This is a genomic window from Pirellulaceae bacterium, assembly GCA_019636385.1.
Taxonomy (GTDB): domain Bacteria; phylum Planctomycetota; class Planctomycetia; order Pirellulales; family Pirellulaceae; genus Aureliella.
Map to the genome: position 1 here is coordinate 979972 of JAHBXT010000003.1, position 12844 is coordinate 992815.

A 12844-nucleotide genomic window follows, 5' to 3' on the forward strand; every position below is an offset into this window, starting at 1 on the left:
TGTTGATGGTCCTATCGATCATAGGCGGCTCGAAAGCCGGCTGGTGCGATGATTGGCCACAGTGGATGGGCCAGAATCGCGACGGAATTTGGCACGAGGGCGGCATCATCGAGCGAATTCCAGACCAGGGGCTGCCGGTCTTGTGGAGAACTAGGATCGGCGGAGGTTACTCAGGCCCGGCGGTAGCCGACGGTCGAGTGTTTGTGACCGATTATCTGGCCGAATCGCAAGAGCTGAAAAACAATCCCAGCGCTCGTGACAGTCGTAGCGGCAAAGAGCGCGTGCTGTGCCTGAACTTTGCTACGGGTGAGCTTTTGTGGAAATTTGAATACCCCAGACAATATAACATCTCGTATGCTGCAGGGCCTCGAGCAACACCGACCGTTGATGGGCAGCGAGTGTATGTGCTGGGAGCAGAAGGCGATCTGTATTGCTTGAATGTCGATACCGGTGATGTCTTGTGGCGCAAGAACTTGCCTCAAGAATTTGCTTGCCAGTGCCCGCTGTGGGGCTATTCGGCACATCCATTGATTCATGGTGATTTGCTGTACACGCTGGCCGGAGGTAAAGGCACCTTGGTCGTGGCGCTCAACAAGCACACCGGCCAGAAGGTTTGGGGAGCTCTGAGTTCCGAAGAGATTGGATATTGCCCACCGTCGATTGCCGAATTTGGCGGTCGTCAGCAGTTGATGATTTGGTACCCGCAGGCCATTTGCGGGTTGGATTTGCAGAGTGGCCAAGAGCTGTGGAATTATCCGCTGGCTCCACAATATGCCATGTCAATCTGCGCTCCACGGGTCCAGGGAAATCTGTTGTTTGCCAGCGGGATTGGCGATACAGCGGCATTGGTTGAATTTGATGGGCACGGCCAACCGGCCAGGACTGTTTGGACCGGAAAGGTCAAGCAAGCTATTTATGCGGCAAATGCCACGCCCTTGTGGATAGGCGATACCGTGTACGGATCAGATTGTCAGACCGGCAATTTTGTAGCGGTTGATATGGCCAATGGGCAACGATTGTGGGAGACATTGGAACTGACAGCAGGTGGCCAGCGGCGCGCATCACATGGTACGGCTTTCCTGGTACAGAACGGATCGCAATCATTCCTGTTCACTGAGACTGGTCATCTGGTCATGGCGCGACTGTCTCGGTCTGGGTACGAAGAGCTGGGACGTATGAAAGTCCTGGAGCCTACCGGGGAATGCTTCGGACGATCAGTTGTTTGGAGCCATCCGGCCTTTGCCAACCGCTGCCTAGTGGCCCGCAATGACAGCGAGATCGTGTGTGTGAGTCTAGCGGCCAATGTTGCCAAGTAAGAGTCAGAATTTAACTTTGCACATCAGCAATATGTTACTCAGCTCATGCGCCCCATCGCCGATCAGCCTACCCGGCAACCGTCCCAGAGGCTACAAATTACAGGCCTCAATTGGGCAGGTAATGCTGATGTCGTGCCTACTAGTCGGCTTAATCGGCAAAACTGCGATCGCTCAGCCAGCGCACTCTAGCGACGAGCCCACGTTCATTGAAGTTAAGGCCAAAACTGCGGCCTTTCAGGCAAGCATCGACAACTTTCGAAAGCACATCAAAAGGCTGTTTGATTCGGAGCTCCGATTTCACGCTAGCGATCTACCCTCCGAACAGCAGTTGCTACGTGAACAATGGAGCTTTTTGCGAGAGGAAGGTTTTGTTCATCATCAATCGCTGTTGCAGGCGGCATTGGATGAATTCCAGCAGGCTCCGGCCGAGAGCGTTGACATTGGCAGCATGCTGTACGAGGCGCTCAAGCGAGGTGCGGGGCGCGATGATTACGAAGGCTTACTGCCCATCGCCCGGGGACTTTACCATGCAAGATATCCCGCTGACGATCTGTTGCGTCTATTAGTGTTGTGCAGTTTAGCCGACAACCAGTATCAACTGGCGCGTGAGCCGCTCCAGCAGCTTATTGATAGTCAGCAAGCCAGCCCCGAGGTGCTCAAGCTTTTTGCCGATGTGGATGTGCTTGAAAAACAGTGGACAAGGGAACAAGAGATTCTGCGCCAGGATTCGGTCGGGGATCCATTGCCGCAGGCGCATTTGGAGACCACCAAGGGAAAGGTTGTGATCGAACTGTTTGAGAATCAGGCTCCACAAGCAGTCGCCAATTTTGTGTCGCTGGCCGAGCAGGGCTTTTACAATTTCAGCGATTTCTTTCTGGTCGTCGATAATGGAGTTGCTCAAGCAGGCTGTCCTAAATCGGACGGTACCGGTGGCCCAGGTTACTTTATCCCGGCCGAGCGCGACGCCGCAGTCGCCCGCGGGCTATTTCGTGGCTACGTTGGGCTGGCTCGACTACCCGACCTGCCCGATAGTGGCGGTTCGCAGTTCTTCATCAGCTTCCTGCCCAACGCATCCCTTAATGTTCAAGCGACCGTCTTTGGCCGAGTGATTTCCGGTATGCACAATGTCGCCAGACTGAATCGAGTTGATCCCAAAGCTAAATCCGACAAAAAAACGCAGGAGCGACCACCGGCCGAAGCCGATGAGATTATTTCTGTAACCGTCCTAAACAAGCGTCTACATGACTATCGGCCAACACGACTGCCACAACCTGGGCTGCCACAACCTGGACGCGGTGCAGCGCAATCGCCTTCAGAGCCAGTAGGTACTGGCGAGCCTGGCCAGTGAGATGGAAAAGACCGTTGAGTCTGTCAATATCGGGAGCCAAGTTGGGCCCGGTTTCAGAGCGGTTGAATTTGTAAACTCTCACACGTCGCACAATGCCAATGGCATTTCGTCGCCAGGCTTGTGAACGTACAGTGATCGTTTGCCGCAGTAAATCTCATAAAGCGGATTGCCAACCATTTCAGCTCGCCAGCCCCGAAGCAGATTCGGAAAGCGAGGATCGTCCGGCGGCAACTGTTGGCCTTTCAGCCAATAAGCTGCCAATCGGCTGACATCGTCGCTCGTGCCGACGATCGCAGGAGAGATGCCATGAGTTCGACACAGATAGCTCATGGCCGCTGTCAAGAACTGTTGCAGGAGTACTGGCGGCCGCGGCAATCCATTTTCGCTTGACCAGGGGGTGTCGGGAACGGGACCGGATAAACCGTCTTCGATGCACTGGGCAATCTCCGGAAGGAAGCGCTGAAATCCGCTGTGATGAAGGCCGCGAATGTGTGCAATGCGCCGTTGGTCTGCTGAGCCACGACGGGCCAGCTCGATAATTAAGTCGTCGCGGAGCACTCGTCGGGCAGGCATGTTCTTATGTTTGGCACGTTCCTCGCGCCATTGCCAAATACAACGAGCGATGGCCATTTGGCGACCTGTGAGCTTCTGCACCCCTGGGAAACGAGTCCAACCCTCGGCACGTTCATACTCGACCAACCCAGCCTGACGAACTTCCAGCTCCTTGCTCAACCACTGGGTCCGGTTGACAGCCTGCAACTGGCCGGTCAGCAAGTCATATAATTGAGGCAAATGCAACACGTCCAGTGCGGCGTATTCCAGTTGCGCGGTCGACAGCGGTCGGCGGCGCCAATCGGTGCGAGTTTCACCTTTGGTTGCATTTTCACCAAGCAGCCTCTGGAGCAGTTTCCCGTAAGCGGCTGGGTATTCTCCGCCTAACATGCCCATCGCTAGTTGCACGTCAAACAACTGGCGGAATGTTTGATTGGTGGCCCGATAGGCGAACAGAATCTCTTCGCGACCAGCGTGAACGACAATGACTCGACTGGGGTCCACGATGCACCGCCATAGCTCGTCCAGCGAACTCAGGCGAATCGCATCGATCAAGAAAATCCGCTTACGAGTCGCGATTTGCAGCAGGCACAAGTCGGGTTTGAAGCTGTCTTCGGCAATGAATTCAGTATCCAGCCCCAGCAGGTCGGCCGACTGCAGCGTTTGTAATACCGCAGGCAATTGTTCGTCACGGTCAATCAGCTCGTAATGCACCACGGCTCCACCCACGTGTCATCCCCGCAAATTCCAAGCTGAGCGCGCAATAGGGGCGCAGCTATCTAGGAGTTTAAGTCTCAACCTCGGCAGTGTATAACATACCATTGTCGTGACGGTAGGTGCAGCACCATTGGAGTGGGGATTGCCAGCTACCCCATCATCTTCTGTGGATTTTACTGGCGCTGGATATGATCGAGATATGCCAATAAAGAATTGGGAGCCCGAACTATCGTGATGCCCTCGCTGAAACGCTCGGTCGATGTCCAGCGTGATCGCTTCGATAGCAGCGGTTGGTCACCGGGGTTGCTGGTCAGCGTGCGAAACGCTGACGAAGCACAGATTTGTCTGGAAAGCGGCGTGGATTGGATCGACCTGAAAGAACCGCTGGCAGGCTCGCTGGGTTGTCCCAGATCTGCTGTGGCAAGCGAGGTTGCTGAGTTGCTCGATGCATTCCCACAACGCAGCGTCGCACTGGGTGAGCTGCATGATTTGGAGATCCAGAGAGCGATCCGTCTGAGCGGCTGGTTTAGGTTTGCGAAAGTCGGCCTGTCGTCCATGCGATACAATTCACGCTGGCCAACTAGCCTGTGCGAGTTATCGCAACGATTGGAATGTCAGCTCGTTCCAGTCGTTTATGCGGACTGGCAGAACTGTGAAGCTGCGCTGCCTCTACAGGTCATTGACTGGGCGATTGCCAATCGAAGCCCCTATTTGCTGGTAGATACGTTTGTTAAGAACGGTCAGCGACTGCTGGATCATCAGCCACTAGAGGTATTGGCCGGATGGATCGAGCAATTGGAAGTTGGCGGAGTGCAAATCGTATTGGCCGGTAGCTTGCAGATCGCCGATGTACTGAGATTGCGTGATCTGCGCTGCGCGGCCGTCGCGGTGCGCGGGGCGGTGTGCGAAGGCGATCGACGCGGACACCTCAGCCCCCGACTTGTCCGACAGTGGGTGAGTTTAATTCAAGGTTCCAAATGCGTATTCGGTGGCGGAAATACAGGGCAGGAATAAAGTGAAGGACGGGTAAGCGATGTCCAGTACTAGCCGAGAGCCCTTGTCGGGGGTGATACGTCAAGATATGAAAATCGTCGGCGGCATCTGCTTGCCTGAGACCGATGTGTTCCAGTTCATCGACAATTTTAATCACTGCTACGGCCCCCTAAAAATGAAGATCGATCTACCCACCGGCGCGCAGCGTCCGGCGGGCAGTCAAATACTGCAACCGATTGGCGCAACGCGGTCGGGCAATCTTGGCAGACCAGTTCAGCAAACGGCCGCGCTAAAATCGACTTTACCCAACTACGACTGATGCTTGGTTCTAGGACGCAGTCGTTCGCAAATCTGCAGCATCTAAATCTCCAACGGCGTCCTGTCGCAAAAACTCGACTCGGCCCGAGTTGACATCATAGACGGCTCCGACCACTGCTAAGCGACCTTCGTCTACAAGCTTTCGAATCGTGTAACTAGTGTTCACGATATTCTGAACGGAGTAGATCACGTTGCGGCGCGCCACGTCTTCTACAAACTCGTTTCTGTTGGTTTCGTCTTCTTGATCGATGGTCCCCAAGGCGGACAGATTGATCGATGGTCGAATCTCTTGAAGAATAGAATCCAAGTGTTGGCAGCCGGTGGCTTCTGCACCGGTTTTTCCGGCTTCCGCCAGTTTAACGGCGGCATGTACAGCCCCGCACTTCGTATGGCCCAACACTAGAATCAACTTGGAGCCTACCACCGCCGTCGCGTATTCCAGGCTGCCCAGGATTTTGGGACTGACTACGTTGCCGGCTACTCGGGCTGTGAAGACATCGCCGACGCCCAGATCCAGAATCGTTTCTACCGGCGCGCGGGAGTCAATACAACTCAAAATAGCTGCAAAAGGATGTTGACCCGCCGAAGTGGCCTTCACCATTCGACCTAAATCACGTGAGAGTCGTTGATCATTGCAGAATCGCTGGTTGCCCTCCTCAAGAATGCGTAGAGCCTCGAAAGGAGTCATCCTCTCCTGAACTTCCCGACTGGTGAAATCTACAAATTGGATGACGTTATCGATCGAGTATTTCTTCCGAAAGCCGCGCAAGCTGACTTTCAGTTGATGTACGTCGGACTTGCTGGCGAAGGTGCGGATCATCGACAGAATATCGGGGTCGATATAATCTGAATCTTTAGCGTCAATGAGAATATGTGTTCCCGGAGGAGCCTCGCGCAAGGCGCGCTCAATGACCGGGCGGTTCAAGAAGCTCACCTGTTCGGCCAGGTGAATGTGAAGGATTTCACCTCCACTGTACTTTTCAACGACTCGCCGTAAAGGTCGGCGAAGGTTGCTATTGAGGATGAAGCCAATGGCAAAGACCAAGCCTACCACGACTCCTATCAGAAGATCGGTCAGCAGGATAGCGGCGATCGTGACCAGGAATGGAATGCACTGGTATCGCCCTTCTTTCCATATTCGGACAAACACGGCAGGTCGTGTCAACCAGCAGCCAGTAGCGATCAATACTGCAGCCAGAACCGAAAGCGGGATTTGGTTAAATGCGAATGGCAAAATTGTTGCCGCCGCCAACAAGACTAGACCGTGAAGAATCGCGCACAATTTGGTACGCGAGCCAGCCTGCAAGCACACGGCGCTGCGTTCAATGGCCGCGCTCATGGGAATTCCGCCGATCAAACCACACAGAGTATTTCCAATGCCCAAGGCAATTAACTCTCGGTTGGCCGGGCTGGGTCGGTCGCTCTCGTCCAAGCGATCGGTGGCGGATAAATTGAGCAATGTCTCTACCGAAGAGACCACTGCGATTGCCAAGGCGACTAAATACACCTGTGGATTGGTGAACTGCTGAAAATTCGGAAAGCGTAGTTGGGATGACCAACCCACTTCACCGCTCCAGACAGGCAACTGAATCAAATGCTTTCCATCGATCACCCATGTGCCACCCAGGCGGTTCACGAAGAAGCTGAGCACTGTTCCAAAAAGGATGGCCAAGAGCATCGCGGGTAGCGGTGGTTTACCGGACTTCCACCCATGCCGAAGTCCGAACAGCACGGCCAGAGTGAAGATTCCCACCACCGCAGTGCCCAGATGGATTTCCCCCTGGAGCAACGAAGTCAGTTCTGAAAAAGTATTGTGGCGATCCGGCTGAACAAAGGACATATCCCCTTCCGGATCGGTATCGTGACCCAGCAGGTGCGGAATTTGCTTGAAGATCAAAATGATACCGATACCAGCTAACAAGGCCTCAATGACACTGGACGGGAAAAAGCTGGAAATCCAACCGAACTTGAAGATCCCAAATAGAATTTGCAACAGCCCGGCCAACACGATGGCCAGTAGAAGGGTCTCAAACGTCCCCAGTGTCCCCAACAAAGTAGTCAAAGTTAAGGTGAGTCCTGCCGACGGCCCGGTGATGCTGGTCGGTGAACCGCTCAACCATCCAACGACCAGACCACCGATAATTCCAGCCAGAATTCCCGATTCCGGCGGAACTCCGGAAAGAGTGGCGATGCCCATCCCCATCGGAATCGCCACACAGGCAACAACGATGGCAGCCCCGAATTCCTTAACCAAGCCGGTGAACAGCGGCAAATCGCGATTGGCTTTCAACGTGGAATCAGTGCCGAGCTTAACATCAACTCCAAGTGACTTTTCATCCGCAGACATTTCCTCGCTCCTGAGCCTTTGTGAAAGCTCAAAGTGTCACATTCTGACCTGTTATACCGCCCTTGGATTCGTCCGACTAAATTCAATCCAAAAATCGGACAATCCCACCGGCCGATTCGTACACAGCACCAACGACTTTTACCTGACCGGCATCTACCAATTTCTTAAGGGCTGGGCTTTCAGCAACCAGCTGCTCGACCGTTCTTGCAACATGCCGACGTGCAATTGTCTGCATGCAATCCTTTTGAGCCTGGGGAGTGAGACTGGGAAACTGTATGGCTTCGGATTGTTCAATGGAAGCTGCCAGCTTCACTAGCACCTCCTCCAATTGAGCACATCCGGCCATGGCTGCCATGTTGTCCGGCGAATAAGCATTGTGAATGGCCAGCGATAGCAGAGAACTGTCGGCGTGTCCTAGCACAACCACCAGTTTGGCTCCCCCTACGGCCACCGAATACTCGACGCCACCAATTGCGCGTGGTCCAATCACTACTCCGGGAATACGGATTACAAAGGCATCCCCTAGTCCCAAGTCAAAGATCAACTCTACGGGCGTTCGCGAGTCAATCCCGGTGATGATGACTGCGATGGCCTTAGAACTGTCGGCCAGTGGTGTCACGTTGCGGAGCAATGCACGGTCCAGGGGATGCCCCTCCACATATCGTTTGTTACCATCAGCTAGGATTTGCAGCACTTGATCCGGTTGTAACTTCTCTCGTAGTTCCGGGACTGAGAAATCTACGCAGTCCACCTGACTGTTGAACAAATATTTCTCACGGAATCCAGCTAACCGCACTTTAATGCCCAATGCGGGAGCCGTCTTATCACGAAAGTCACGAATCAGGCTCAGCACATCCGGGTCGATATAGTCGGTGCGCCGAGCATCGATCAGTAGTCGGCTGCCACGAGGTGCTTCTCGCATCGCGATTTCCAGCGACGCACGGTTCAGAAAGCTCACTTGATTGCCCAGTTCGATGTGCAGCAAATCACCGTCGACATGTTTCTCGTGAATTCGGCGCACTGGGCGTCGTAGGTTACTGTTAAGTATAAATAACAGGCTGAGTACTAATCCAATGCAGATGCCTACCAGTAGATCGGTCAGAACAATCGCTACTAGCGTGAATAGGAAAGGCAGAAACTGATACCTGCCCTCGCTCAGCATTTGCTTAAACAACTCAGGACTGGCCAATTTGAATCCGGTAAGTAGTAAAATGGCCGCCAAGCAGGACAGGGGGATCATCTGCAATATCTGTGGGATCAGCAGGACGCAGCCCAGCAACAAGACGCCGTGAACAATGCCAGACAGCTTCGTTTCGGCCCCAGCGTTCACGTTCACCGAACCACGTATAATCACGCTGGTCACAGGGATTCCACCCAACATGCCCGCCGTCATGTTGCCTAGCCCCTGTGCAAACAACTCGCGATTGGGAGGCGAGATGCGTTGCTTCTTATCTAGCTTGTCGACCGCATCCAGGTTCAATAGCGTTTCTAGCGACGCCACGACGGCTATCGTGATGGCACCGATGTACACAGACATGTTGGTCAATTGAGAAAAGTCGGGTCGCTTGAGCATTCCAAAGAACGCGCTCACGCTTTCGGCTTTGGGAACGTCTACCAACTGCTGATGCGTAATGTCCCAATTGCCGCCGATTTTGGTGAGCAGCCAACCAAGACCAGAACCCAAGATAACCACAAGCAACGGGGCCGGAACCAGCGACTTTTTGAGCCTGGGAATCTTGTCCCAAACAATCAGAAAGACCAGCGAAAACAAGCCAACTGTCATCGCTCCAAATTGAAACCCCTCTTCGTGTCGAATCAAGTCGCTCATCGCCCGATAGAAACTTACGATAATATCTCCCACCGGATGCGAGAAATCTTCCGCTGAATGTGGGTGCTGTTCGTAATCTACCAGCGCTTCAGCATGGCCGAATTCCAGTCCCATGTCCTTCGAGTAACCAAACAAAAGAGGAAGCTGCTTGAAGAGCAGGATAATACCAATGGCAGCCAGCAACCCCTTAATAACGCTCGATGGAAAAAACGCCGACAAGGCACCAGCTTTGAGCAGACCAAAGCCAATCTGCATGACGCCTGCCAGCACTACGGCGGTGAGAAATGTCTCGTAATTACCCAGCCCTGCAATCTGTGCGGCCACGATTGCAGTCAAGCCAGCCGCCGGTCCAGAAACGCTGGTGGCCGAGCCACTGGCCAGTCCCACCACAATCCCACCGACAATGCCAGATATCAGTCCGGCGATCGGATCGGCGTCCGAGGCAATGGCAATGCCCAGGCACAATGGAAGCGCTACCAGGAAAACAATTGTGCCTGACAAGAAGTCTTTTGCTATGGATTTGAACATTCGAGAACCGATCAACTACGCGAGATTTTTTGGGGAACTGAGCAGGTGTCTGCCAGGCAGCCTACCAACCCTGCAGTCTAAGAGGTATCCTGCAGCCTTACCCGCAGATTGCTGCTCGTGGGATTGGCGTCTTACAGCATCCACATTGCGATGCTGAAGCATGTCCAATACTCAGCATCGAATGGGCGCAAGAATATCGTCAGAAACGCGATGACCACTGCCAGCTCTCGTTACTAGACGCCCGCCCTTGCTTATAGTGCCTGGAGAAAATGCGGTCCATTTAGAGCAGCGGCCGGCGCGGTACTTGCCACTGTTAGCCAAGTAACGCTGTGAAATTTGCCCCGCCTCACCGCCTTCTGAGTCGCCTTCGACGGGGGCTTCCGAAACTTCGTAGGTCACTACACAGGTTGCTTGCACAGCACCCACGAGACTCGGACATAACAGCGCGTGACCTGCCAGCAATACTACCAGCAGTCTGCAAAATTGCCGCATGTACAGTGTGCGCATAGAGTCCGACAGGGAGACAATGTGGGTAATTTGGGCGCATAACTTGAGTAGGATTACCGAATCACGCCACGACTGTCAACTGCTTATCCTTAAAAATACCCGCTTCACACTGTAGTTCACCAACTTAGGAAAGCCCGTCCGAGCCACTTCCCCAGTCATTCATATCGCCAATTCGCTCCATAAACTGACAGACGTGATGCCAAGCGGTTCGAAGGACTAGCCTCCTCCGAACCGCCTTTTTGCCATTCAAGATGCATTTCACGAGCTTTGGGAGCGACTAACGAGTTGCACAAGGGCAACTTGGTGCAGAGCAGTCACCCGGCAGGGGTGCCAGCGTTGGCGAACCGCAACTGCTACAGCCCGCTCCAGCGGAACAGCCTGCACAACCGAGGCTGGTGCCGCAACTGACCGGTCCCGGGTTCGCACTGGCTTGGCAAGGATTGATCGTGATTGGAACCAGCTTGGGTACCATACGACAAACTTGCACTTGCTCTTCCCGATAGGCACAGTAGGGAACGCGAACAGTGTACTCCTCAGAGACTTCTTCTTGCACTGTGTCGTATCGTGTGCTTGTAAATGTCTCGACCTCGGTTTGAGGTACATGAATGGTGAAGCTGACTTCCTTGGTCCGCTTTTCGGTTGAGTATGAAATGTAGGGAACGGTCTGAGTACGAGTTTCCTGTTTGTGGCTCAGTTCCTTACGAGTTCTGGTGCGGGTCTCGTCGCTGTACTTGATGACTTTGCGAGTCCGCGTGCGGGTTTCATTAACGTAGTCAACAACTTTCCGTGTGCCTGTGCGTTCTTCCAAAACGTAAGTGACCACCGTGCATTCGTAGGGCACCTCGGTCGTTTGTTGTTCGTACGTTGTGTAGGAGATCACTTCTTCCTGGGTGACGTTCTCTACGACGGGCACTTCTTCAGTCACCATATTGGGAACCCACATACGGCGTGTCACGGTTTGGCTAACCGGAGAACTGCAACCTCCGCTGATTACGCCATGAGACACAGATGTACCACTGATGGAAGCACAGCCGCCGCTTGCACCGCCACAGCCTGAACCGCAAGGGATGGAGCCGGCTCGACTGCAACCGTTGCAACCCCCGCGTGCTCGACACGAGCCACAGGCACCACAGCTTCCACACGAGCTGGAGACGGTTTGCTGACCACTTGCTAGACAATTGTCGTAGCCATAGGTCGCTTGTCCGCAGCCGCCACATTCGGAATGATTGATGTAGGTCGTGCCGGTACCGCAACCGCCGATTGTAATTCCACTGGAGCCAGCAGTTGAGGCACAAGGAACAGCACAGGCGGCCACTTCTTCAATTCGCATTTCCCAGTGCCCCATATCACGAGTTACTGTCTGCGTGCGAATAACCGGACGGCAGACTTGAACCGTTCGCGTTTTGGTGACGGGAATTGCGTTGGTTACCCGTTGAGTCTTTTGAATGGTCTGTGCCTGTGGAACTTGCACTGTGTAGGTGAACTGCTCGTCGCGAACCTGAGGTACGCGAACCGTGTACTCTTCTGGGACTTCTTCGACTGTTGGAACCTTAACCGTGTAATTGTCGGTCACTTCGTTCCAGACAGGAACAGTTTCGGTGACTTGAACCTGTCTCTCCTCGTGCTTAGGAACCAACACAGAATATTCGACTGTCTTTGTTTCCGTGGTGGGAACCATGACCGTCTTCGTGCGATAGTCTTGGACCTCGACAGGAACCTGACGTGAGATCGCGCGCGTTCGATAGCGAACCTCCTCGCGATATTCAGTGTAGGGGACAGCTCGAATTTCCGTTGCAAATTCGGATTGCATAACTACTTGATAAGATGCCACGGGGCCGCAGTCAATCAAATCCTGGCGAACGATGGAAGCAGCGCTAATCGCCGCATAACCATGCGCCCCAACGCCTTGGCCGACTACTCCGCAACCGTGCACACCGCTACAACCACCCTGAGCCGCTCCACAGCCTTGACCACATCCTTCGGCAACAACGCCACCCATCGAGGCGCATCCGCCGCATGATCCGTGGTGATAGGCTAGCCCGGCACACGAGCTAGCCGTGCAGGGGTCGCTACATCCGCCACGGCGACACAGACCACAATGGCCACCATAAGCATCGGCTACGCCGAGGGCTGTTATGGCACAGACCAACATTACAAGCGTTCTATTCATCAGTAATCTCTCCTGCTGCAATACGGCAAACGAACGCATTGCATGCATTAGACGACTTGCCAACTCCGCAAAATCGGAGGCTTGGGCAAGACGCGGGCTTTGAGAACAAGGAACTCTGGGCCAATATGATAGCCGTTTTGAGCGCAGTTGCGAGCAATTCATCCCAGATTGCCTATTTTTTCTAAGAGCTGTGGCTGCGAGCCTATTGGCCAAATATCGA

The 12844-nt window shown here is 53.9% G+C and carries 8 protein-coding genes; 4 read left to right on the plus strand and 4 right to left on the minus strand.

The window, feature by feature from the left end; all coding sequences use genetic code 11:
• Positions 1 to 5: 5 nt before the first annotated feature.
• A complete protein-coding gene (locus tag KF752_14460; GenBank protein ID MBX3422754.1) occupies positions 6 to 1316 on the plus strand; it encodes a PQQ-like beta-propeller repeat protein in 1311 nt (436 codons plus the stop codon).
• 127 nt (positions 1317 to 1443) lie between these two features.
• Positions 1444 to 2664, plus strand: coding sequence for a peptidylprolyl isomerase (locus KF752_14465; protein ID MBX3422755.1), 1221 nt, complete (start codon positions 1444 to 1446; stop codon positions 2662 to 2664).
• Between the two features lie 78 nt (positions 2665 to 2742).
• Here KF752_14465 and KF752_14470 read toward each other — a convergent pair whose 3' ends face one another.
• Complete coding sequence (locus KF752_14470) at positions 2743 to 3933, minus strand: HRDC domain-containing protein (protein ID MBX3422756.1); 1191 nt, start codon at positions 3931 to 3933, stop codon at positions 2743 to 2745.
• A gap of 231 nt (positions 3934 to 4164) precedes the next feature.
• On the opposite strand from KF752_14470, the gene KF752_14475 reads away from it, so the two are divergent.
• Entirely contained in the window at positions 4165 to 4947 is a 783-nt protein-coding gene (locus KF752_14475; GenBank protein ID MBX3422757.1) for a hypothetical protein, read from the plus strand.
• 19 nt (positions 4948 to 4966) lie between these two features.
• Positions 4967 to 5245, plus strand: a complete 279-nt coding sequence (locus tag KF752_14480; GenBank protein MBX3422758.1) for a hypothetical protein — start codon at positions 4967 to 4969, stop codon at positions 5243 to 5245.
• A 9-nt stretch (positions 5246 to 5254) separates the two neighbouring features.
• On the opposite strand, the gene KF752_14485 is transcribed toward KF752_14480, so the two are convergent.
• The 3 genes from KF752_14485 to KF752_14495 all read right to left on the minus strand — a co-directional run bounded on the left by KF752_14485 (position 5255) and on the right by KF752_14495 (position 12624).
• On the minus strand, positions 5255 to 7591 hold the full coding sequence (locus tag KF752_14485) for a bifunctional SulP family inorganic anion transporter/carbonic anhydrase (GenBank protein ID MBX3422759.1): 2337 nt from the start codon (positions 7589 to 7591) through the stop codon (positions 5255 to 5257).
• A gap of 82 nt (positions 7592 to 7673) precedes the next feature.
• Positions 7674 to 9947 carry a bifunctional SulP family inorganic anion transporter/carbonic anhydrase gene (locus tag KF752_14490; GenBank protein MBX3422760.1) on the minus strand — a complete coding sequence of 758 codons (2274 nt, stop codon included), beginning with the start codon at positions 9945 to 9947 and terminating at the stop codon, positions 7674 to 7676.
• A gap of 784 nt (positions 9948 to 10731) precedes the next feature.
• Positions 10732 to 12624, minus strand: coding sequence for a ferredoxin (locus KF752_14495; GenBank protein MBX3422761.1), 1893 nt, complete (start codon positions 12622 to 12624; stop codon positions 10732 to 10734).
• Between the last annotated feature and the right edge of the window lie 220 nt (positions 12625 to 12844).